The sequence below is a fragment of the Pseudomonas sp. CFBP13509 genome, assembly GCF_005233485.1.
Lineage (GTDB): Bacteria > Pseudomonadota > Gammaproteobacteria > Pseudomonadales > Pseudomonadaceae > Aquipseudomonas > Aquipseudomonas marginalis.
Map to the genome: position 1 here is coordinate 601845 of NZ_QGAA01000001.1, position 19086 is coordinate 620930.

The following is a 19086-nucleotide window of genomic DNA, read 5'->3' on the forward strand; positions in this document are numbered from 1 at the left end:
CACAGACTCGTTCGAAAGGAACTCGCCCCTATGAAAGCCCTGTTAACCACCCTCACCACCAGCCTGCTGCTGCTCGGCTCCGCCAGCACCTACGCCGCGTCTACCGTCGACCTGACCGTCAAGGGCCTGATCGTGCCTAGCGCCTGCACGCCAAACATGAGCAGTGGCGGGATCATCGACCACGGCAAGATTTCCGCAAAAGACCTGCGTCCGGACAACCCTACACACATCGGGACCCATGTCATGACCCTGGTGGTGGTGTGCGATGCGCCCATTCAGTTTGCCCTGCACTCCATCGATAACCGTGCTGGTTCATCCATTTCCTCTTCCGACTACGGCTTGGGCCTGATCAACGGCACCCAGAAGCTGGGCTGGTACAAGCTGATGCTGCGTAACGCCGTTGCCGACGGCGCACAGATGCAACCGATTGCCTCCTCGGATGGCGGCAACACCTGGTACAGCGAAAAGTTCTGGGACGCCGGCTTGTACATGGCGCTGGCCACCCTGGACGACGCCACCCAACCGGCCTCCATCAAGGAACTGGTGACGGAGTTGGTAGTAGACACCTCCATCGCCCGCACCGATGGCCTGGACCTGAGCAACGAGGTGACGCTCGACGGCTCGGCCACCCTGGAAGTGAAGTACCTGTAAGCCTTGGGCGCCCATGCCTGGCGGGAACAGGCAGGCATGGGCATTTCTTCCGTTTCGGCCGTTTGCACGTCGGCCAGTGGCGCAAACCGATGACTACCTACCCTCGCCTCTTGGCGACAGTCCTTTTACTGACGAACGCTACGGCGGCCTTTGCCGCGTCGTTTGTCGACATCACGGTGACCGGTCGGCTGACGCCGGACGCTTGCCACGTGACGCTGTCTGACGAGGGCACGGTCGATCACGGCAAAATCCCGGCTCACACCCTCAGTCCCAGCGAGTTCACCCTACTGCCCAGCCAGGCATTGGCGCTGAATGTGCAGTGCGCCAGGCCCATGCTATTTGCCCTGGTTGGGATCGACAACCGCGCAGAGTCCGCCTTGGCCCCCGGGCTTTACAGCCTGGGCAGAAACATCCACGCGCCCGCCGAACGCCTGGGGTCGGTGGCGCTGTCTTATCGCAACCCGTTGGGCGATGCGCAACCCATGCAAGCGCTGGCTTCCAGCGACAACGGCGAAACCTGGGCACCGCACCCCAATGCCTCCCCCAGGACCTACGTCGGTTTTGCCCCCATCGGTGATCGCCAGCCCGACTTCATCGGCCAGTTGAGCGCCCAACTGCAAATCGACACCGCCATCAACCTGGCCCAGTACCTGACCCTGAACCAGGAAGTGCCGCTCGACGGCTCCATCGTCCTAGATTTGCGCTACCTCTGACTTCTTTATGCTGCCCCTATGGGAAACCCCGTCATGACGACGACATTGTTGAAAACCGCGGCCTGCCTGGCTGCCCTGACGTTGCTGCCGGCCACTTATGCACAGGCCGATGGCATGGTCCCAGACACCTCCGTGGTGATCATTTACGAAACCGATGGCGAAGCCGCCGTATCGGTGACCAACACCGACAGCCAACTCGCCTTGCTGCACGTCACCCTGGAAGATGTTCCCGAGGACACCGAGTCGTTACTGGTGGTCACGCCGCCACTGTCGCGGGTCGAACCGTCCAAATCGCAACTGGTGCGTTTCATCCTGCAAAGCCAGCAACCGTTGCTCACCCAGCGACTCAAGCGGGCAATCTTTGAAGGCATGCCCCAGGGCCGGCCGGCCACTGAAGCCGGGCATGCACGGGTAGGCGTGACGGTGCGCCAGAACTTGCCGGTGATCATTCATCCCAAAGGCCTGGCGCGCAATCGCACACCGTGGACTCTACTGAGTTGGTCGCAGCACGGCGCCACCTTGCAGGTGCGCAACGACAGCCCGTATGTGGTGCGCCTGGCCCAGGAACTGCGCCTGCTGCCCGGTGATGGCAAGGCGATGCTGCCGCGCACCTACGTGTTGCCGGGAGAAACCCTGAGCATGCCGGCCACCGGCGGCCCGGCCAGCACCGTACGGCTGCAACCGGCCACGGTGTATGGCTTTGCGGTAGCCGCCTACGAAGCCCCTCTGACCTGACGGCATACACCAGGCGCCCGGCGCCTGCATAACGAAGTGACGGCTCGAAGACCGTCACCAGGGCGCACAGACGCCCATCACTTGAGTGCCTTTCGTGAAAACAGTATTTAGCGACCGTGACGGCGAAGCCGTGCCCGACACACCTGCCCGCATCACTCGCCCGGCCATGCTGTTGGCGTGTGTGCTCTGGCCCGCAGCATCCTGGGCCGAAGCACGACCGGGGTTTGATGCCACGACCCTGCACCAGCGGGGCATTGATCCACAATTGGCCAGCCTGTTGCTCGACGCACCGCGCTTTGCCGCAGGCCGACATGCTGTCAGCCTGCGGGTCAACGGCCAGCGCCGGGGGCGGCTGGAGGTGGGGTTTGATCAGCAGGGGGCACTGTGTTTTGACCGCGCCCTGCTGGACGCCGCCAACCTGATCGTCCCCGCAGATGACGGCCCCTGCCATGACTTTCTGGAACGCTACCCACAAAGCCTGGTGGAGCCCGACCCGGCCAGCCTGACGGTGTCGCTGGTGGTGCCGACCGAGGCGTTGCGGCCTGCGCAACAAGACGTCTCGGGCTATGAAACCGGTGGGGTTGCCGGTTTGCTCAATTACGACCTCACCGGGTTCTACAACCGCTTCGGTGACGGTGACAGCCGTTTCGGCTCGGCCAATACCGAAGTCGGCTTCAACGCCGGCGACTGGATCGTGCGCAGCCGCCAGGTACAGACCTGGCAGGACGGTCTGTCGCGCAGCACGCACCTGGAGGCCTACGCCCAGCGCACGTTCGCCAGCCACCAGGCCGTGCTGCAACTCGGGCAGATCAACCTCTACAACCCAGTGCTGTCCGGCGCGCAGATCACCGGGGTGCAGGTCCTCACCGAACAGGCCCTTCAAGAGCAGGGCCAGGGCGCGACCATCGAGGGGATAGCCAACAGCCCGGCGCAGGTCGAGGTGCGGCAGAACGGCGCGTTGATTCACTCCACAGTGGTCCCCGCCGGGCCGTTTTCCCTGACGGACGTGCGCCGTTTGAACTCGCGCTCCGACGTCGAAGTCATCGTCCGCGAAAGCAGCGGTGGCGAGCGGCGTTTCACCGTCCCGGCGGCCATGCTCGGCCTTGGTTTGCCAGCACCGGGCTATTCGGTCGCAGCGGGGCGCGTGCGCAACATCGGCAATGCCCAGGGCGATGATCCTTGGGTGGTCAGCGCAGGCTGGACCGGCGCCGTGCACCCGCAACTGTCCCTGGGCAGCGGCGTGCTGGCGTCCAGCGAATATCGCGCGGGCGGGTTGAGCCTGGGCTGGCTGCCGTGGCTGGACAGTCAAATCCAGCTGTCCAGCCAACTCGCCGATACCCAGGCACGGGACAAGGTTCGCGGGCTGCAGACCGACCTGTCATGGGCCCAGCGCCTGAATGATCAGTGGTCGTTCAGCGTGGCCAATTCCTGGCGCACGGCGGGCTATCGGGAGCTGGAAGAAGCCACCTACGAACCCGAGACCACTCAGCAACGGCGCTCGCGTTATCGCGATCAACAAAGCGCGACGTTGGGATGGTCCCACCCGTGGTTGGGCGCGTTCAGTGCGGGGGCTTCACGCTCCAGCAGCTTTGATGGCGACAGCAGCAGCCGGGGCCTGGTCTCCTGGGGCACCAGCGTGCGCGGGGTGTCGCTGTCGGCCAGCGGCGAATGGCAGATGGGCGGCCGCCAGCAACAAGACAATGCGGTGTACCTGAACATCAGCGTGCCCTTGGGCGAGAGCCGCCGGGCCCGCGGCTGGGTGCGCAACTCCGGTGGCGAACACCGCGCCGGGCTGGGTTTGAGTGAGCAGATCGACGATCAACTGAGCTACCGCGTCAGTGCCGAACACGACACCCGTGATCGACAGGTGGAAACCACGCTGGGCCTCTCCGCCCTGCCGCGCTATAGCCAACTGGACTTCAGCTACAGCCGCTCCGACGCCGAGCGTTCGAGCTACCAAGGCAGCGCCCGAGGCGGTGTGGTGATGCATGGCGGCGGCGTCACATTATCGCCCTACCCAGTGCGCGACACCTTCGCCGTGGCATCGGTGGGCGACATCAGCGGCATCAAACTGAGCACCCCCAGCGGGCCAGTGTGGACCGACTGGCAAGGCCAGGCCGTGGTGCCGCAGGTCAGCGCTTACGGCCGCAGCCCGGTGGAAGTCCAGACCCGCTCGCTGCCACGCAATGCGGATATCAACAACGGCCTGGCAATGATCGCCGCCGGGCGCGGGGCCGTGGATCGGGTCGAATTTGGCGTGACCCGCACACGTCGGGTATTGCTGCACGCGCACAGCGAACAGGGCACACCCCTGCCGCGCGGGGCGTCCGTCAGTACCGCTGGCGGGGAGTTCGTGACCCTGGTCCAGGATGGCGGCCAGGTGTTCCTGCCCAATGTGCTGGAGCAACCGCAATTGTGGGTCAGCGCCCCTGGCATGACGCGTTGTGCCCTGCGCTTCGAGTTGCCGGAAAAGAGCGACCCCCAGGTGTATTTCGAAACCGCGTCCGCACGCTGCGATAAATCATGAGGACCCTCACCATGAATACCGCTTCTACCCTGTCCCGCCTGGCCATGAGCGTGATGCTGCTGATAGTCGCCAGCAACGCCCTTGCCGAGGACGAGTGCCAACTGAACCTCAGTGAATCACTGCTGGATTTCGGCCTGATGAGCCGGATCGCACAACAGGACAGCGCCCTTGAGCGCCCGTTGGGTGAGCGCCGCGTCAGCCTGAATGTGAGCTGCGCGCAGCCGACCGACATGAGCCTGTTTTATCAGGCGCTGGCGGCCACTTCGCAGCGGCTGCGGTTCACCGAGCATGGCAGCTACGCGATCCAGGCCAGCGACGCGGTGCTGGACGGCACCGCCGTGGAGCTGGGATTGATTTCCGCACTCGGCCAGCCGCCGGTGGCCCGTGGCGCGCTGCTGAACTGGCGCACCGGCCACGGCATCGCACCGGTCAACGGCGAGACGCTACTCAACGGCCAGCATTTTTCCGTGCAATTGACCTTCAGCGCCTTCGCCGATATCGCCGCCACACGGGTCACGGACGCCACCACCTGGGAAGCCTCCGGGACGTTCCATGGCCGTCATAGCGCGCGCGAAGTAAATCTGCGCGCCCACTTCGCCCCCGCCGCGTGCAAACCTCAACTGTCCAACGGTGGCCTGGTGGATTACGGCACGTTGCTGGCGAAAGATCTGAGCCCCACCCACGAAAACCCACTGCCCACCCGCACCTTGCAGTTCTCTGTCAATTGCGACGCGCCCACCCCCTTTGCCCTGCTGATGCACGACAACCGCTCCGGCACGGCCACCGGCGGCACCGATGAAACCGCCTATGGCTTGGACCTGGACAACAGCGGGAACAAGATCGGCCGCTACTACCTGAACATCGACCCGGCAGACTTCACCGCCGACGCCTACCGCACGCTCTACCGCACCGACTCCACCAGCAGCGGCCAGGCCTGGAGCACCTCCAGTGCGCGGCAGATTCCCATCGCCGCCCACAGCCTCATGGGTTTTACCGACAGCGCCGGCAACACCCGCGGCCCCATTGCCCTGCAGAACCTGGCCGGCACCGTGCGTATCAAGGCGTACCTGGCGCCCACCCAGTCCATGGACCTGCGCACGGTGGTGCACATCAATGGTTCCGGCACCCTTGAAATCATCTACCTCTAATCACTGGAATCCGCTGAATGAACAAGTACTGCCTGGTTTTTTCTTCACTGCTATTGCTGCCCTCGACCGCGCCGGCACTGGCGGCGTCGACCGTGGAGCTGATCGTCAAGGGCAGGATCACGCCCGTCGCCTGCACGCCGCTGCTGTCCGCTGGCGGCTTGATCGACTACGGCAAGATTTCCCAGCAGGACCTGAACCTCGACAGAGGCACACGACTGCCGATCAAACATCTGCAAGTCAGCATTGGCTGCAACGCGCCGAGCCGCTTTGCCTTGCGCATGCGTGACAATCGCGATGGCACGGCCACGGTCAATAGCGAGATTTACTACGGGTTGGGGCTGGACCAGAGTGGCAATCGCATCGGCCTCTATTCCATGAGCTTCGACCCGCGTAGCACCCAGGCAGACAGCACCACACCCCTGTACGGCACCGAGTCCACCACCGGTGGCCTGGCCTGGCGCACCGCCAACCTCAACCCTATCGATATCGGGGCCAACAGTTACCTGGGGTTCACCACCGCCGAAGGCAGCACCGCCGGGCCCTCGGCGATCCAGGCGTTAACCAGCACCGTCAAGGTCGAGGCGGTGATCAATGCCAAGCAGAACCTGGACCTGAGCAGCGACACCTTGCTCGACGGCTCGGCGACCCTGGAAGTGCTGTACCTCTAGACTTTCTCGCTGCTGACCTTCACATACAGCGCCCGCCCCGCCCCCAGCCCGGCAACGATGGCGCCCAGGCCGATCACCGCGAAAATCCAGCCGATGGCCGACCAGCCGCCCGTCCAGTCGTGCACCAGGCCCACCGCAAATGGGCCAATGGACGCCAGGGTGTAGCCAAAACCCTGGGCCATGCTCGACAGGTTGGCCGCCACATGGGAGTCGCGCGAACGCAGCACGATCAGGGTCAGCGCCAGGCTGAACGTACCGCCCTGGCCCAGGCCGAGCAGGATCGCCCAGCCCCAGAGGCCGTCCAGCGGTGCATACAGGCAACCGAACAAACCGCCGAGGGTCAGCAGCATCACCACTACGATCGCCAGGCGCTGGTCTTTGCCACGGGTGGCGAGCCAGGGTGCGGCGAGGGAACTGAACAATTGCATGACGATAGAGCCGGACAACGCCAACCCGGCTTCGGTGGCGCTCAGGCCACGACCGATCAGGATCGACGGCAGCCAGCCAAACACGATGTACGACAGGGACGATTGCAGGCCCATGTACAAGGTGACCTGCCAGGCCAACGGATCACGCAGCAGGCCCTTCACTCGATAGGCGACCTGGTGGGTAGCGTGTTTGCGGCCGACCTGCGGTAACCAGAACAACGCCGCCGCCAACGCCGGCAGAATCCAGAAGCCCAGGCCAATGGTCCAGCGGTCACCGAAGTAATGACTCAGCGGCACCGTGGCACCGGCGGCCAACGCCGCGCCCAGGCACAGGGCCATGGTGTAGACCCCGGTCATGGCACCGGCCTGCCTGGCGAAATCACGCTTGATCAGGCCCGGCAGCAAGACGCCGATGATGCCGATGCTCGCACCGGCGATCAGGCTGCCGGCGAACAAGCCCACTTCGCCAAAAGCGCTGCGCAGGAGGATGCCGGCGGCCAGGGTCAGCAAAATCCCCAACACCACCCGCTCGGCGCCAAACCGCCGGGCCAGGATCGGCGCCGTGGGTGCGAACAGGCCGAGGCACAACACCGGCAGGGTGGTGAGCAAACCGGCCTTGGCCGCCGACAACCCCAGGCTGCTGGAGACGTCGGCCAGCAATGGCGCCACGCTCGACAGCGCCGGACGCAGGTTCAAGGCCACCAGAATCAGGCCCAGCAGCAGCAACCAGGGGCGACTCACCACCGGGTGGCTGCTTTGCACCACTTCGTCGTCGGCCTCGGCGTCGATCAACAGTTCGTCCAACTCGCTCGTACGTTTGGTTTCAGGGTTCATTGATCAACTGCCGGCAAAGGGATTTGGCGCGTTCCGGGTCCTGGTGTTCCACGGCTTCGAGCAGGGCGATATGCAGGTCGAACACCGCCTGGCGACGCGGCGAAATGTTCAGGGTCTGGCGCAACTGCGCGCCGACGATGGCGGAAAAGTACTGGTACAGCTCGCTCAATGCCGGGTTGTGCGCGGCGTCCACCAGGCGTTTGTGGAACAGCAGGTCGGCGCTGATATAGGCCTCGAGGTCACCGTGGTACAGCACCGCGCTGGCCTTGAGTGCCTCATGCAAAGCGGTGAGGTCGGCTTCGGTACGGCGCACCGCCGCGAGCCCGACGGCCTCCACTTCCAGTATCTGCCGCGTCTCCTGCGCCTGCTCCAAGGTGCAGTGGGATAACGCGCGCATGGCCCCCAGCGGGTCGGTCATGGAGCGCAGGTAACTGCCGTCGCCCTGGCGGATCTCGATCAACCCGGAAAACGCCAGCACGCGCATGGCCTCGCGCACGGTGTTGCGGCTGATGCCCAGTTCGGCGGCCAGCTCCGGCTCGGTGGGCAGGCGTTCGCCGATGGCCCACCGGCCTTCGCTGATACGCCAGCGCAATTGCTCAAGGGCCTGGTCCACCAGGGAGCGTTTGATCAAGGGGGCGATGTCTGTCATGGGATGCAGGCTTTCGTCCAATCATAGGATGAATTTTCCTACAGCCTATTCAGAGTTGCCTACAAAGGCAACGCACTACGGTTCTTAGGCAGCAAAAGGAGCAGTATTTTCGATTGGTAAAATTACCCTCAAAGGGTAATTATTCGGCTCAGGTGTCTTATGGAAAAGTACACACCTCATTACGATCTGGCGGTGATCAAGGCGGATGTCAGGCGGCTTGGGAGGAAAGCGTTCACCCAGTCAGCACAACGATGCGGCTGGGATCTGCGCTTTAGCCTTGAGGACATGCAGGACGTCATCTATGAGTTGCAAAACTGGATGTTGTACAAGTCGATGACCACTTATGGAGACCATCGAGTCTGGCAGGACGTGTACCACACTCATTCGAAAGGCATGGAGATTTACATCAAGGTCACTTACCGCACAGACGGTAGGCCTCCGGTGATCTCCTTCAAGGAGAAAAAACCATGAAAAAAACCGAGCTGTGCTACATCTGTGGCGCCCCTGATGCGTTGAGCTATTTCGAGGGCCGCAGCGAAACCATCAGCGTCAAAGGCATGGAACGTCGAGTCGACAATCTGGCAGGCTGGGAATGCAACGTATGCGGCGACGGCTTTTGGGACCCCGATACCGATAGTGCAGATCGCTATGGACAAGCGGGTGACGAGCTAGTCCTCGCCGCCCGAAAAATGATCGGCGCCGAGATGAAGCGCATCCGCCGAAAACTGCACCTTACGCAAAAGGAAGCAGTGGATCTGCTGTCCGGTGGCGGCCACAACGCATTCTCTCGCTACGAACGCGGCGAACTTCTTGCCCCCAAGCCCTTGGTGCTGCTGATGCGATTACTGGATCGCCACCCGCATCTGCTTGCGGACGCGAAAGTCCTGGCTGAAGGCGCGGATATGCGCGGCGCCTTCACCTACACCGTGAACAACGACATTGAAGCAATCAAAGCGTCCTAACCCTCAAAAATAAACCCGGCCAGGCCGGGTTTATTTTTTCAGGCATCGATCAATGCAGGATCTGGCTCAAGAACAGCTTGGTCCGGTCATTCTGCGGGTTGTCGAAGAAGTCATTCGGCGCCGCCTGTTCGACGATCTCGCCCTTGTCCATGAAGATCACGCGGTTGGCCACGGTGCGCGCAAAGCCCATTTCGTGGGTGACGCACAACATGGTCATGCCGTCTTCGGCCAGGCCGATCATGGTGTCGAGTACTTCCTTGACCATTTCCGGGTCGAGGGCCGAGGTCGGCTCGTCGAACAGCATGATTTTCGGCTTCATGCACAGGGCACGGGCAATCGCCACGCGCTGTTGCTGGCCGCCGGACAGTTGCCCCGGAAACTTGTGAGCCTGCTCCGGGATGCGCACACGCTCCAGGTAGTGCATGGCGATTTCCTCGGCCTTGCGCTTGGGCATCTTGCGCACCCACATCGGCGCCAGCGTGCAGTTCTGCAGGATGGTCAGGTGCGGGAACAGATTGAAGTGCTGGAACACCATGCCGACTTCACGGCGGATCGCTTCGATCTGCTTGAGGTCGTTGGTCAGCTCCACGCCATCGACCACGATGCGGCCCTGCTGGTGCTCTTCCAGGCGGTTGAGGCAACGGATGGTGGTGGACTTGCCCGAACCCGACGGGCCGCACAGCACGATACGCTCGCCCTGCTTGACGTTGAGGTTGATGTCTTTCAACACATGGAACTGGCCGTACCACTTGTTGACGCCCTGCATCTGGATAATGCCTTCAGGGCTCACAGGCTGTTTGATCGCTTCGCTCATAACATCAACTCCTAACGCTTGTGGCCTGTGTCGAGCTTGTGTTCCAAATGAATGGAATAGCGCGACATACCAAAACAGAAAATCCAGAACACCAGGGCGGCAAACACATAGCCTTCGGTGGCCATACCCAACCATTTAGGGTCGGCGGCGGCTTGCTTGACGCTGTTGAGCAGGTCGAACAGGCCGATGATGATCACCAGGCTGGTGTCCTTGAACAACGCGATAAACGTGTTGACGATGCCCGGGATCACCATCTTCAGGGCTTGCGGCAGGATCACCAGGCCCATGCTGCGCCAGTAACCCAGGCCCATCGCCGCAGCCGCTTCGTACTGACCTTTGGGAATCGCCTGCAAGCCACCGCGCACCACTTCGGCCACGTAGGCCGACTGGAACAGGATCACGCCGATCAACGCCCGCAGCAGCTTGTCGATGCCCATGCCTTCGGGCAGGAACAAGGGCAGCATCACCGAGGACATGAACAGCACGGTGATCAACGGCACGCCGCGCCAGAACTCGATGAAGGTCACGCAGACCACACGAATCGCCGGCATGTTCGAGCGCCGCCCCAAGGCCAGCACAATGCCCAGAGGCAAGGCGCCGGCGATGCCGACGGTGGCGATGACCAGGGTCAGCATCAGGCCGCCCCATTGGCTGGTGGCCACATTGGTCAGCCCGAAGATCCCGCCGTGCAGCAGGAAGTAGGCGATGATCGGGTACAGCACCAGGAAGCTCAGGCCATAGACCGCCTTGCGTGGGAAACGCGAGATGAACAACGGCGCCACGCCGACGATGGCCAGCCACACGGTCAGGTCCACACGCCAGCGCAGGTCGCCGGGGTAATAGCCGTACATGAACTGCCCGAAGCGCTGCTGGATAAACACCCAGCACGCGCCTTCCTTGGTGCAGTCGGCGCGGGTGGTGCCGACCCAGTTGGCATCGAGGATGGCCCACTGCAGGATCGGCGGCACCACCAGGTAGATCAGGTAGAACGCCAACAGCGTCAGCAGGGTATTGAGCCAACTGGAGAACAGGTTGGCGCGCATCCAGGCCATCGGTCCGAAGACTTTGCTCGGCGGCGGCATATCAGGTTTGAAAGTATGCGAACTCATGTGCGTTTCCTCACCGCTCGATCAGCGCAATGCGCTTGTTGTACCAGTTCATCAGCAGGGAAATGCTGATGCTGATCGCCAGGTACACGCTCATGGTGATGGCAATAACCTCGATGGCCTGGCCGGTCTGGTTGAGCACCGTGCCGGCAAACAGCGAAACCATTTCCGGGTAACCGATACCGGCGGCCAGCGACGAGTTCTTCGCCAGGTTCAGGTACTGGCTGGTCAGCGGCGGAATGATCACCCGCAGGGCTTGCGGGATGATGACCTTGCGCAGCGTCGGCCCAGGGCGCAGGCCCAGGGAGCGCGCAGCTTCGGTCTGGCCGTGGCTGACGGACTTGATGCCCGAACGCACGATCTCGGCGATAAACGCTGCCGTGTACACGGTAAGCGCCAGGGTCAGCGCCAGCAGTTCAGGGATCAGTACCCAACCGCCGACAAAGTTGAAACCTGAAAGCTTTGGTATTTCCCAGTGCAGCGGCGCGCCGAAGATCAAGGCACACAGCGCCGGGATCACGATAAACAGCGCCAGGCCCGCCCAGAACTTATGGAAGGGTACGCCGGTCGCTTCAAAATGCTTGTTGGCCCAACGCGCCATCAGCACGATGGCCACGATGGCAACCACGATACTGGCCACAAACGGCCAGAACCCGTCAGCGGCCAGCGCTGCCGGCATGTTCAGGCCACGGCTGCTGACAAAGAAGGTGTCACCGAAGTTATGGCTGTTGCGCGGTCCCGGCATGGTCAGGAACACCGCGAAGTACCAGAACAGGATCTGCAGCAGCGGCGGAATGTTGCGGAACACTTCCACATACACGGTCGCCAGCTTGTTGATCATCCAGTTCGGTGACAGGCGCGCCACGCCGATGATGAAGCCCAGCAGGGTCGCCAGGATCACCCCGATAAAGGTCACCAGCAAAGTGTTGAGCAGCCCGATCACAAAGACGCGGGCATAACTGTCCGATTCGGTGTAGTCGATCAAATGCTGCGCGATGCCGAAGCCGGCACTGCGCTCAAGAAAGTCGAAACCAGAGGTAATGCCCCGGTGCTGAAGGTTGGTCTGGGTATTGTCGAAGAGGTACCAGCCCAGCGAGATCACCGCCACAATCGTGATGATCTGGAAGAGCCACGCACGCACTTTGGGATCGCTGAAGCTGAGCTTCTGCTTTGGTGCGCCGATTTGATTTTGCATGAAGTGCCCCGGAAAGAATGGAACAGAACATCACCCGGCGGTTGGCCCACCGGGTGACAGAACCATCAGCGATCAGCGCACAGGGGGTGCGTATTGAATGCCGCCGGCGTTCCACAGCGCGTTCAGGCCACGGTCGATTTCCAGCGGGGTGCTCTTGCCCAGGTTGCGCTCGAACACTTCACCGTAGTTACCGACTTGCTTGACGATCTGTACGACCCAATCCTTCTTCACTTTCAGGTCTTTGCCGTATTCGCCGTCAGCACCGAGCAGACGCGCAACGTCCGGGTTCTTGGTGGACTTGGCTTCAGCTTCAACGTTTTTGGACGTGATGCCGGCTTCTTCAGCGTTGAGCATGGCGTAGCCCACCCAGCGCACGATGGCCAGCCACTCGTCATCGCCGTTACGCACGACCGGGCCCAGCGGTTCCTTGGAAATGGTTTCCGGCAGAACCACGTAGTCCTTCGGCGCGGCCAGCTTGCTGCGCTGGGCGAACAGTTGGGACTTGTCGGAGGTCAGTACGTCGCAACGACCGGATTCCAGCGACTTGGCGCTTTCATCGGAGGTGTCGAAGGTGATCGGGGTGTATTTGAGGTTGTTGCCACGGAAGTAGTCGGAGACGTTCAGCTCAGTGGTGGTACCGGCCTGGATGCAGATGGTTGCACCGTCCAGTTCCTTGGCACTTTTGACGCCCAGCTTGTTGTTAACCAGGAAGCCGATGCCGTCGTAGTAAGTGATGAAGCCCGGGAATTTCAGGCCCATGCCCGCATCGCGGGAGCTGGTCATGGTGGTGTTGCGCGACAGGATGTCGACTTCGCCGGATTGAAGCGCGGTGAAACGCTCCTTGGCGTTCAACTGGCTGAATTTGACCTTGGTGGCGTCGCCGAAAACGGCAGCGGCCACGGCGCGGCAAACGTCAGCATCGATCCCGAGGATCTTGCCGCTGGCATCCGGTACCGAGAAGCCCGGCAAGCCGTCACTCACGCCACATTGCACAAAGCCTTTCTTCTGCACGGCGTCCAGAGTGGCGCCAGCCTGGGCGAAACCACTGACACCCAGTACAGCCGCCGCGCTAACGATGGCCAGGGTGGATTTCAATACCTTCATTCAAACCTCCAGTTGCTCTTGTTGTGTCGAAGCTCCAACCTCAGCGCACCCTTATGAGGCGATATCGACCCGTGTTGGCTTTTTTTGGGGTCAAGCGGCATGAGGCTTTCGCGGTAATTCCAGCGGCTATCCTGAAAGCGGCAGTCACTGATAGTGTTACCGTCCCAGGAAAGTTCTGACATCGACCTACACATAGCAAGGCGCGTACCAGAGTGGCGGCTGAGTCGTTTCAGCCCCTCGTCAATGGAAAAAGATTCAACCTTGCGACATTCTCTTAACAGATCAACCTGTCGCGCACCGTTACGACGCACCCAATCGGAGCGCACGCACATATATGGAGCAGACATGACCGAACCCTTGATTCTTCAGCCCGCCAAGCCCGCAGACGCCTGCGTAATCTGGTTGCATGGCCTGGGTGCCGATCGCTACGACTTCCTGCCGGTGGCCGAGGCGCTGCAGGAAAGCTTGCTGTCCACCCGCTTTGTATTGCCCCAGGCACCGACCCGTCCGGTGACGATCAATGGTGGCTACGAGATGCCCAGCTGGTACGACATCAAGGCCATGAGCCCGGCCCGCTCGATCAGCCTGGAAGAGCTGGAAGTGTCGGCAAAAATGCTGACCGATCTGATCGAAGCACAGAAGAGAACCGGAATAGACGCTTCGCGGATTTTCCTCGCGGGCTTTTCCCAAGGTGGCGCCGTGGTATTCCACACCGCGTTCCTGAATTGGGAGGGGCCATTGGGCGGCGTCATCGCCCTCTCCACCTACGCGCCCACCTTCAGCGATGAGCTTGAATTGTCGGCCAGCCAACAACGCATTCCAACGCTATGCCTGCATGGCCAGTACGACGAGGTGGTACAGAACGCCATGGGCCGCAGCGCCTACGAGCATCTGAAAACCCGTGGTGTCACCGTGACATGGCAGGAATACCCAATGGGCCACGAAGTGTTACCCCAGGAGATACACGATATAGGGACTTGGTTGACCGCTCGCCTGGGCTGAACCCCAAGTTTATGTAGCCGTATGACAGACGCACTACGCCGCGCCCGATTCTTGCATTACACTGGCCGGCGTACATTCCTTAACCAATTAATGAGATCACCGTGCTCAAAGCACTCAAGAAGATGTTCGGCAAAAGCGAGGCTGAGCCGCTCGCGCCTGTTCCCAGTGCTCCTGTCCCCACCTCCGGCAGCCGCAATGACGGTCAACAGCCAGGCCGGACTGCACCTGTCGCCCAGCCGAAGACGCCGACGGTGACACCGCCCGAACAGGCAAAACTCGAGACGCAAGCCGCACCCGCCCCCAAGCCTCGCCGGGAACGCGCGCCCAAACCGCCGGTGATCCCGTGGAAACTCGAAGACTTCGTCGTCGAGCCCCAGGAAGGCAAGACCCGCTTCCACGATTTTGACCTGGCCCCGGAACTGATGCACGCCATCCAGGACCTGGGGTTCCCGTACTGCACGCCGATCCAGGCGCAGGTATTGGGCTTTACCCTCGCCGGCAAAGACGCCATCGGCCGTGCCCAGACCGGTACCGGCAAGACCGCCGCGTTCCTGATCTCGATCATCACCCAGCTGCTGCAAACGCCGCCGCCGAAAGAACGCTACATGGGTGAACCGCGTGCGCTGATCATCGCGCCTACCCGTGAACTGGTGGTGCAGATCGCCAAGGACGCCGCCGACCTGACCAAGTACACCGGTCTCAACGTCATGACGTTCGTCGGCGGCATGGACTTCGACAAGCAGCTCAAGCACCTCGAAGCCCGCCACTGCGACATCCTGGTGGCGACCCCCGGCCGCCTGCTGGACTTCAACCAGCGCGGCGACGTGCACCTGGACATGGTCGAAGTGATGGTGCTGGACGAAGCCGACCGCATGCTCGACATGGGTTTCATCCCACAAGTGCGTCAGATCATTCGCCAGACCCCGCCAAAGGCCGAGCGTCAGACCCTGCTGTTCTCCGCGACCTTTACCGAAGACGTGATGAACCTCGCCAAGCAGTGGACGACCGAGCCGTCGATCGTCGAGATCGAAGCGCTGAACGTCGCCAGCGAAAACGTCGAACAGCACATCTATGCCGTGGCCGGTGCCGACAAGTACAAGCTGCTCTACAACCTGGTCAACGACAACGGCTGGGAACGCGTGATGGTGTTCGCCAACCGCAAGGACGAGGTGCGCCGCATCGAAGAACGCCTGGTGCGCGATGGCGTGAATGCCGCGCAGCTGTCCGGCGATGTGCCGCAACACAAGCGCATCAAGACCCTGGAAGGCTTCCGCGAAGGCAAGATCCGCGTGCTGGTGGCCACCGACGTGGCCGGGCGCGGGATTCACATCGACGGCATCAGCCACGTGATCAACTTCACCCTGCCGGAAGTGCCGGACGACTACGTGCACCGCATCGGCCGTACCGGCCGAGCGGGGGCTGCGGGCGTGTCGATCAGCTTTGCCGGGGAGGATGACTCGTATCAGTTGCCGTCGATCGAGACGTTGCTGGGGCGCAAGATCAGTTGCGAGACACCGCCGACGCACTTGCTGCGGGCTGTAGAACGCAAACGCCCGTAAGCTGAAATGCGATAAAAAATGTGGGAGGGGGCTTGCTCCCGATGGCAGTGGGTCAGTCACAGATAAAGTGACTGACACCCTGCCATCGGGATGCAAGCCCCCTCCCACATTTGGTTCTGTGTTCGGCTGGCTATTTCCAGCGATCCGCTGCAGCGTGGTCGCTGTCTCGCCCTTCCACCCAGCGCGCGCCTTCGCTGGTATTTTCCTTCTTCCAGAACGGCGCACGGGTTTTCAGGTAATCCATCACAAACGCACAGGCATCGAACGCGGCCTGGCGATGGGCACTGGCGGCGGCCACGAACACTATCGGCTCGCCAGGCTCGAGCGCACCGATACGATGCAGCACTTCGAGCTTGAGCAGCGGCCAGCGTTGCTCGGCTTCGACGGCGATCTTGGCCAAGGCTTTTTCAGTCATGCCCGGATAGTGTTCGAGGAACATGCCAGACACCTCGCGCCCCTCGTTGAAGTCGCGCACATAGCCGACAAAACTCACCACCGCGCCCACGCCCACATTCGCCGCGTGCATCGCGTTGACCTCGGCACCGGGGTCAAACGGTTCGACCTGTACACGAATGGCCATGTTCAGCCTCCGGTCACGGGCGGGAAGAACGCGACTTCATCACCGGCCTGCAACGGCTCGTCGAGAGCGCACAACTCTTGGTTGCGAGCACACATCAAGCTGGTTTCGTTGAGTACTTCAAAGCCCGGATCAGCGGCCAACGCCTGGCGCACGGCATCGACCGTGGCGAAGTCGCCTTCCATCTCAAGTGAATCCAGGCCTATTTTTTCGCTGTAACGCGCGAAAAACAGTACGTTGATGCTCATTGTCCATCCGCCTTGAAATGCCCGCTCTTACCGCCAAGCTTTTCCAGCAGGCGAATGTTTTCGATGGTCATGCCGCGATCCACGGCCTTGCACATGTCGTAGATCGTCAGCGCCGCGACGCTGGCCGCCGTCAACGCTTCCATCTCTACGCCGGTCTGCCCGGACAGCTTGCAGCGTGCGACGATGTGCACCGAGTCTGCGCCATCGGCACTCAGTTCGACCTTGACACCGGTCAACATCAGCGGGTGACACAGGGGGATCAAATCACTGGTTTTTTTCGCCGCCTGGATCCCGGCGATGCGGGCCACGGCAAACACGTCGCCCTTGGGATGGGCGCCGTCGACAATCATTTGCAGGGTCTCGGGCAGCATGCGCACCCGCGCTTCGGCCACCGCCTCCCGGAACGTCACGGACTTGTCGGTGACGTCGACCATATGGGCGCGACCTTGGGAATCGAGATGAGTTAGCACGAGGCCTCCTTGAGGCAGCAAAAAAGCTACAAGCTGCAAGCGGCAAGTGAAAAGCTCACAGGACGCACTTGCAGCTTGTAGCTTAAAGCTTGCTACTCAGAGATGCGACTCTGCGTATTCAGCCAGAATCGAGCGAGGCACCCCTTGCAGCGCGATATGCACGCCGTTCGGGAAGTCCTTGAAGCGTTCCGTCAGGTAGGTCAGCCCGGAGCTGGTCGCGGACAGGTAAGGAGTGTCGATCTGTGCCAGGTTACCCAGGCACACCACTTTGGAACCGGCGCCGGCACGGGTGATGATGGTTTTCATCTGGTGCGGGGTCAGGTTCTGGCATTCATCGATCAAAATCAGGCTCTGCTGGAAGCTGCGACCTCGGATGTAGTTGAGGGATTTGAACTGCAACGGCACTTTGCTGAGGATGTAGTCGACGCTGCCATGGGTGTTTTCGTCATCCATGTGCAAGGCTTCGAGGTTGTCGGTGATCGCCCCCAGCCACGGCTCCATTTTTTCCGCCTCGGTACCGGGCAAAAAGCCGATTTCCTGGTCCAGGCCCTGCACGGAGCGAGTGGCGATGATGCGGCGATAGCGCTTGGTCACCATGGTCTGCTCGATGGCGGCAGCCAGGGCAAGGATGGTTTTACCGGAACCGGCAGCGCCCGTCAGGTTGACCAGGTGGATGTCCGGGTCGAGCAGCGCATACAGCGCCAGGCTCTGGTAAATGTCACGCGGTTTCAGGCCCCAGGCTTCCTGGTGCAACAGGGGTTCCTGATGCAGGTCGAGGATCAGCAGCTTGTCGACCTGGATCTCTTTGATCCAGCCCACGAAGCCCTGTTCGTCGACGATGAATTCATTGATATGCACGGCCGGCAGATTGTCGATCAGTTGTACCTGGTGCCAGGTACGGCCATGGTCCTGACGGGTTTCGACCTTGCTGACACGGTCCCAGAACGAGCCGGTCATCATGTGATAACCACGGGACAGCATCGACACGTCGTCGACCAGTTGGTCGGTACTGTAGTCCTCGGCAGCGATCCCACACGCTCGTGCCTTGAGGCGCATATTGATGTCTTTGGTCACCAGCACCACGCGCAGGTCCTTGTCGCGAGCGTGCAGGTCGATCAATTGGTTGATGATTTTGTTGTCGTTCAGGTTTTCGGGCAGCAGGCTGTTGGGCTCGCTGCGCTTGCTCATCAGGATCGACAGCAAGCCCTTGGGCCCGCTTTTGCCGCGCTGGATCGGCACGCCGACCTCAACGTCCTCGGGTGACGCTTCGCCCAGGGTCTTGTCGATCAGGCGGATGGCCTGGCGGCATTCGGCAGCCACGCTGTGGTGCCCACTTTTGAGTTTGTCGAGCTCCTCAAGCACGATCATCGGGATGGCGACGTGGTGTTCTTCGAAGTTAAGCAGTGCGTTTGGATCGTGGATCAGTACATTGGTATCAAGCACATAAAGGATTGGCTGGTCGGAAGAAGGGTTACGTCCATGATCATCCATACTCGGTCACCTTTGTGGGAGCCAGTCGACGCAATACCACAACAGTGCTGCGCCTCGATTCGACCACCGACTGCACCTGAGTGACGTCAAGCGCAGTGCCCACATGAGGAGTCTTGGAAGACGCCACCTGTGTTGCAGGTTTCGGCGATCTGACTTCGTAATACCGCAAAACCCATGACAGGAAAAAGCACTTTGACGCTTTTTT

Annotated in this window: 20 protein-coding genes; 10 read left to right on the forward strand and 10 right to left on the reverse strand. The window is 61.5% G+C overall.

Translation table 11 applies throughout. The features are described from left to right. Positions 1–30 precede the first annotated feature (30 nt). The 6 genes from PspCFBP13509_RS02880 (at position 31) to PspCFBP13509_RS02905 (ending at position 6442) form a co-directional block, all read left to right on the forward strand. Positions 31–651 carry a DUF1120 domain-containing protein gene (locus PspCFBP13509_RS02880; RefSeq protein WP_065924216.1) on the forward strand — a complete coding sequence of 207 codons (621 nt, stop codon included), beginning with the start codon at positions 31–33 and terminating at the stop codon, positions 649–651. 89 nt (positions 652–740) lie between these two features. Beyond that, positions 741–1364 carry a DUF1120 domain-containing protein gene (locus PspCFBP13509_RS02885; RefSeq protein WP_137211532.1) on the forward strand — a complete coding sequence of 208 codons (624 nt, stop codon included), beginning with the start codon at positions 741–743 and terminating at the stop codon, positions 1362–1364. Between the two features lie 33 nt (positions 1365–1397). Then, positions 1398–2099: a fimbria/pilus chaperone family protein gene (locus PspCFBP13509_RS02890; protein WP_065924218.1), complete on the forward strand. Its 702-nt coding sequence runs from the start codon at positions 1398–1400 to the stop codon at positions 2097–2099. Positions 2100–2193: 94 nt separating this feature from the next. Continuing rightward, positions 2194–4626 carry a fimbria/pilus outer membrane usher protein gene (locus PspCFBP13509_RS02895; RefSeq protein WP_178084535.1) on the forward strand — a complete coding sequence of 811 codons (2433 nt, stop codon included), beginning with the start codon at positions 2194–2196 and terminating at the stop codon, positions 4624–4626. Between the two features lie 11 nt (positions 4627–4637). Beyond that, the gene (locus PspCFBP13509_RS02900; protein ID WP_137211533.1) at positions 4638–5774 is read left to right on the forward strand and encodes a DUF1120 domain-containing protein; all 1137 of its coding nucleotides are present in this window, start codon (positions 4638–4640) and stop codon (positions 5772–5774) included. A 17-nt stretch (positions 5775–5791) separates the two neighbouring features. After that, positions 5792–6442, forward strand: coding sequence for a DUF1120 domain-containing protein (locus PspCFBP13509_RS02905; protein WP_074843973.1), 651 nt, complete (start codon positions 5792–5794; stop codon positions 6440–6442). Here the strand turns inward: PspCFBP13509_RS02905 and PspCFBP13509_RS02910 are convergent. Next, entirely contained in the window at positions 6439–7704 is a 1266-nt protein-coding gene (locus PspCFBP13509_RS02910; protein ID WP_074843971.1) for a CynX/NimT family MFS transporter, read from the reverse strand. The genes PspCFBP13509_RS02905 and PspCFBP13509_RS02910 overlap by 4 nt on opposite strands. Further along, positions 7694–8353 carry a FadR/GntR family transcriptional regulator gene (locus tag PspCFBP13509_RS02915; protein ID WP_027604711.1) on the reverse strand — a complete coding sequence of 220 codons (660 nt, stop codon included), beginning with the start codon at positions 8351–8353 and terminating at the stop codon, positions 7694–7696. The genes PspCFBP13509_RS02910 and PspCFBP13509_RS02915 overlap by 11 nt, the downstream gene beginning before the upstream one ends. A 159-nt stretch (positions 8354–8512) precedes the next feature. Here PspCFBP13509_RS02915 and PspCFBP13509_RS02920 point away from each other — a divergent pair, with 159 nt between their 5' ends. Both PspCFBP13509_RS02920 and PspCFBP13509_RS02925 read left to right on the forward strand, forming a co-directional pair. Beyond that, the gene (locus PspCFBP13509_RS02920; RefSeq protein ID WP_137211534.1) at positions 8513–8824 is read left to right on the forward strand and encodes a type II toxin-antitoxin system MqsR family toxin; all 312 of its coding nucleotides are present in this window, start codon (positions 8513–8515) and stop codon (positions 8822–8824) included. After that, positions 8821–9315: a type II toxin-antitoxin system MqsA family antitoxin gene (locus PspCFBP13509_RS02925; protein WP_137211535.1), complete on the forward strand. Its 495-nt coding sequence runs from the start codon at positions 8821–8823 to the stop codon at positions 9313–9315. The genes PspCFBP13509_RS02920 and PspCFBP13509_RS02925 overlap by 4 nt, the downstream gene beginning before the upstream one ends. Before the next feature lie 49 nt (positions 9316–9364). On the opposite strand, the gene PspCFBP13509_RS02930 is transcribed toward PspCFBP13509_RS02925, so the two are convergent. The 4 genes from PspCFBP13509_RS02930 to PspCFBP13509_RS02945 all read right to left on the reverse strand — a co-directional run bounded on the left by PspCFBP13509_RS02930 (position 9365) and on the right by PspCFBP13509_RS02945 (position 13534). Next, positions 9365–10129: an amino acid ABC transporter ATP-binding protein gene (locus tag PspCFBP13509_RS02930; RefSeq protein ID WP_003171943.1), complete on the reverse strand. Its 765-nt coding sequence runs from the start codon at positions 10127–10129 to the stop codon at positions 9365–9367. Between the two features lie 11 nt (positions 10130–10140). Continuing rightward, positions 10141–11238 (reverse strand): amino acid ABC transporter permease, encoded by a 1098-nt coding sequence (locus tag PspCFBP13509_RS02935; RefSeq protein ID WP_027604714.1) that lies wholly within the window; start codon positions 11236–11238, stop codon positions 10141–10143. A gap of 10 nt (positions 11239–11248) precedes the next feature. Then, the gene (locus PspCFBP13509_RS02940) at positions 11249–12430 is read right to left on the reverse strand and encodes an amino acid ABC transporter permease (RefSeq protein ID WP_137211536.1); all 1182 of its coding nucleotides are present in this window, start codon (positions 12428–12430) and stop codon (positions 11249–11251) included. A gap of 72 nt (positions 12431–12502) precedes the next feature. Then, on the reverse strand, positions 12503–13534 hold the full coding sequence (locus tag PspCFBP13509_RS02945; RefSeq protein WP_065875000.1) for an amino acid ABC transporter substrate-binding protein: 1032 nt from the start codon (positions 13532–13534) through the stop codon (positions 12503–12505). A 345-nt stretch (positions 13535–13879) separates the two neighbouring features. Here PspCFBP13509_RS02945 and PspCFBP13509_RS02950 point away from each other — a divergent pair, with 345 nt between their 5' ends. Beyond that, the gene (locus PspCFBP13509_RS02950; protein WP_027604717.1) at positions 13880–14536 is read left to right on the forward strand and encodes an alpha/beta hydrolase; all 657 of its coding nucleotides are present in this window, start codon (positions 13880–13882) and stop codon (positions 14534–14536) included. 95 nt (positions 14537–14631) lie between these two features. After that, entirely contained in the window at positions 14632–16095 is a 1464-nt protein-coding gene (gene rhlB, locus PspCFBP13509_RS02955) for an ATP-dependent RNA helicase RhlB (protein WP_137211537.1), read from the forward strand. Between the two features lie 130 nt (positions 16096–16225). On the opposite strand, the gene moaE is transcribed toward rhlB, so the two are convergent. From moaE to PspCFBP13509_RS02975, 4 genes are all read right to left on the reverse strand, one after another. Continuing rightward, the gene (moaE, locus tag PspCFBP13509_RS02960) at positions 16226–16675 is read right to left on the reverse strand and encodes a molybdopterin synthase catalytic subunit MoaE (RefSeq protein ID WP_065924226.1); all 450 of its coding nucleotides are present in this window, start codon (positions 16673–16675) and stop codon (positions 16226–16228) included. A gap of 2 nt (positions 16676–16677) precedes the next feature. After that, the gene (gene moaD / locus PspCFBP13509_RS02965; RefSeq protein WP_065938595.1) at positions 16678–16920 is read right to left on the reverse strand and encodes a molybdopterin converting factor subunit 1; all 243 of its coding nucleotides are present in this window, start codon (positions 16918–16920) and stop codon (positions 16678–16680) included. Next, complete coding sequence (moaC, locus tag PspCFBP13509_RS02970) at positions 16917–17390, reverse strand: cyclic pyranopterin monophosphate synthase MoaC (RefSeq protein WP_027604721.1); 474 nt, start codon at positions 17388–17390, stop codon at positions 16917–16919. The genes moaD and moaC overlap by 4 nt, the downstream gene beginning before the upstream one ends. Positions 17391–17486: 96 nt before the next feature. Continuing rightward, positions 17487–18881, reverse strand: coding sequence for a PhoH family protein (locus tag PspCFBP13509_RS02975; RefSeq protein ID WP_005785025.1), 1395 nt, complete (start codon positions 18879–18881; stop codon positions 17487–17489). Positions 18882–19086: the final 205 nt, after the last annotated feature.

What these genes read in the sequence shown, in the direction of transcription:
- PspCFBP13509_RS02885 (WP_137211532.1), top strand. Translation starts at nt 741, where the DNA reads ATGACTACCTACCCTCGCCTCTTGGCGACAGTCCTTTTACTGACGAAC.
- moaE (WP_065924226.1), bottom strand. Translation starts at nt 16,675, where the DNA reads ATGGCCATTCGTGTACAGGTCGAACCGTTTGACCCCGGTGCCGAGGTC.
- PspCFBP13509_RS02880 (WP_065924216.1), top strand. Translation starts at nt 31, where the DNA reads ATGAAAGCCCTGTTAACCACCCTCACCACCAGCCTGCTGCTGCTCGGC.
- PspCFBP13509_RS02915 (WP_027604711.1), bottom strand. Translation starts at nt 8,353, where the DNA reads ATGACAGACATCGCCCCCTTGATCAAACGCTCCCTGGTGGACCAGGCC.
- PspCFBP13509_RS02950 (WP_027604717.1), top strand. Translation starts at nt 13,880, where the DNA reads ATGACCGAACCCTTGATTCTTCAGCCCGCCAAGCCCGCAGACGCCTGC.
- PspCFBP13509_RS02975 (WP_005785025.1), bottom strand. Translation starts at nt 18,881, where the DNA reads ATGGATGATCATGGACGTAACCCTTCTTCCGACCAGCCAATCCTTTAT.
- PspCFBP13509_RS02935 (WP_027604714.1), bottom strand. Translation starts at nt 11,238, where the DNA reads ATGAGTTCGCATACTTTCAAACCTGATATGCCGCCGCCGAGCAAAGTC.
- PspCFBP13509_RS02940 (WP_137211536.1), bottom strand. Translation starts at nt 12,430, where the DNA reads ATGCAAAATCAAATCGGCGCACCAAAGCAGAAGCTCAGCTTCAGCGAT.
- PspCFBP13509_RS02890 (WP_065924218.1), top strand. Translation starts at nt 1,398, where the DNA reads ATGACGACGACATTGTTGAAAACCGCGGCCTGCCTGGCTGCCCTGACG.
- PspCFBP13509_RS02945 (WP_065875000.1), bottom strand. Translation starts at nt 13,534, where the DNA reads ATGAAGGTATTGAAATCCACCCTGGCCATCGTTAGCGCGGCGGCTGTA.
- PspCFBP13509_RS02920 (WP_137211534.1), top strand. Translation starts at nt 8,513, where the DNA reads ATGGAAAAGTACACACCTCATTACGATCTGGCGGTGATCAAGGCGGAT.
- PspCFBP13509_RS02925 (WP_137211535.1), top strand. Translation starts at nt 8,821, where the DNA reads ATGAAAAAAACCGAGCTGTGCTACATCTGTGGCGCCCCTGATGCGTTG.
- PspCFBP13509_RS02930 (WP_003171943.1), bottom strand. Translation starts at nt 10,129, where the DNA reads ATGAGCGAAGCGATCAAACAGCCTGTGAGCCCTGAAGGCATTATCCAG.
- moaD (WP_065938595.1), bottom strand. Translation starts at nt 16,920, where the DNA reads ATGAGCATCAACGTACTGTTTTTCGCGCGTTACAGCGAAAAAATAGGC.
- PspCFBP13509_RS02905 (WP_074843973.1), top strand. Translation starts at nt 5,792, where the DNA reads ATGAACAAGTACTGCCTGGTTTTTTCTTCACTGCTATTGCTGCCCTCG.
- PspCFBP13509_RS02900 (WP_137211533.1), top strand. Translation starts at nt 4,638, where the DNA reads ATGAATACCGCTTCTACCCTGTCCCGCCTGGCCATGAGCGTGATGCTG.
- PspCFBP13509_RS02910 (WP_074843971.1), bottom strand. Translation starts at nt 7,704, where the DNA reads ATGAACCCTGAAACCAAACGTACGAGCGAGTTGGACGAACTGTTGATC.